Below are 1,444 nucleotides of genomic sequence, written 5' to 3' on the forward strand. Positions count from 1 at the left end.
AACCGGAGATAAATTTGACAAAACACCGGAGATAAATATAGAAACCGGAGATAAAATAATAAAAATTAATAAAAAAGAGAAACAGTATCAATTAATTATTAATTATGCTAAAAACAAAGATTTTTTTAAAACTAATGAAATAGAAAAATTATTAAAAGTGAAATATTCAAGAGCAAATGAAATAATAACTAAAATGATTGAAGAAAAGTTGCTAATAAAAGAAGGTTCTAATAAAAATAGAATTTATAAATTAAATAAGTAGTAGGGAAAGTAGTTCAGGAAAGTGTTGGAAGTGTAAGTGTAAGATATTTTTAAAATTCTCTTACTTGCTTTTTTAGTTTTCCAGTTAAAAATAAAAATAACTGATTGTCTAAACAGGGACATAAATTTGGGACACCAAATTTATGTTTTTATTTAAGGAGAAAAATGTCAAAACAATTAAAACCAGAAGAATGAAAATATTGAATTAAAAAATATTTAGATAATTGTGAGAAAATGAGAAATTTAGATTTATTTTGAACTGAATATTTTCATTTTAGAAAAACAGAACCAACTTATTTTAAAAAAATGCTTTTTAAAGAAAAAGTTAAACTTTATAATTTAGGTATGAATTTAGAATCTCAAACAGGAAAATCACCTAAGAAAAATAAAGGTGTTGGAAGAAAAAGAAAAACATTAACACCAGAAGAAGAGAAAAAAATTTGAGATAGTATCCCAAAAGAAATTTTAATTAAATCCATAAAAATTTATCAAGATGTTTTACCTAAAGAAGTTTTTGATGAGATTTTTAATCGTGTTGTAAAAGAACATGAAGAAGAGCAAAAAAAAGAAAAGAAAGAAGCAAAGAATTTTAGAAAATTTCTCTTCACTATGAAAATTTCTAAATCAACTTTTTACAGAAACAAGAATAAAAAAGTTGAAGCAAAAGAATTGAATCAAGAAGAAAAATTAATTTATGAAGGTTTTACTGAAAATAACTGTTTGTATGGAAGAAAAAGACTTGAAGTTTTTATCGAAAAAAAACATAAAATAAAGATAAATTACAGGAAAATAGGTAGAATTATGAATAAATTAAATTTATTTTGTATAGTTAGAAAAAAATCCAAAAGAAGAGAAGATAAAAATACTTCAGTAAAATTTGAAAACATAATTAATAGAGATTTTCAAGGAAAAAACAACAATATTTTTGCAACAGATGTTTCTTATATAACTTCTCCTAAAGATGTATTTGATTCTAATCATGTATATTTTTCAGCAACAATTCATCATAAAACTAAAAAGATTGTTTCTTGAAATTTATCAAGAAATAATGATTTAAATTTGGTTATAGAACACAATAAAGATTTAAGTTTTAATGAAAAATGAATTATGCATACTGATCATGGAAGTGTTTATTCTTCTAATAAATTTGTAGAAATTATTGAAAAAAATAATGGAATAATTT

1 protein-coding gene and 1 pseudogene are annotated in these 1,444 nt (G+C 21.9%); both read left to right on the forward strand.

Annotation, left to right across the window (positions count from 1 at the left end; all coding sequences use genetic code 4):
• Positions 1-262, forward strand: a pseudogene (locus ACXX89_RS03990) (hypothetical protein); the annotation flags it as partial.
• Positions 263-426: 164 nt separating this feature from the next.
• Positions 427-1,444 (forward strand): IS3 family transposase (locus ACXX89_RS03995; protein ID WP_458557738.1); only part of this gene is annotated, 1,018 nt, incomplete at its 3' end.

The organism is Mycoplasma sp. 1012 (genome assembly GCF_054343455.1).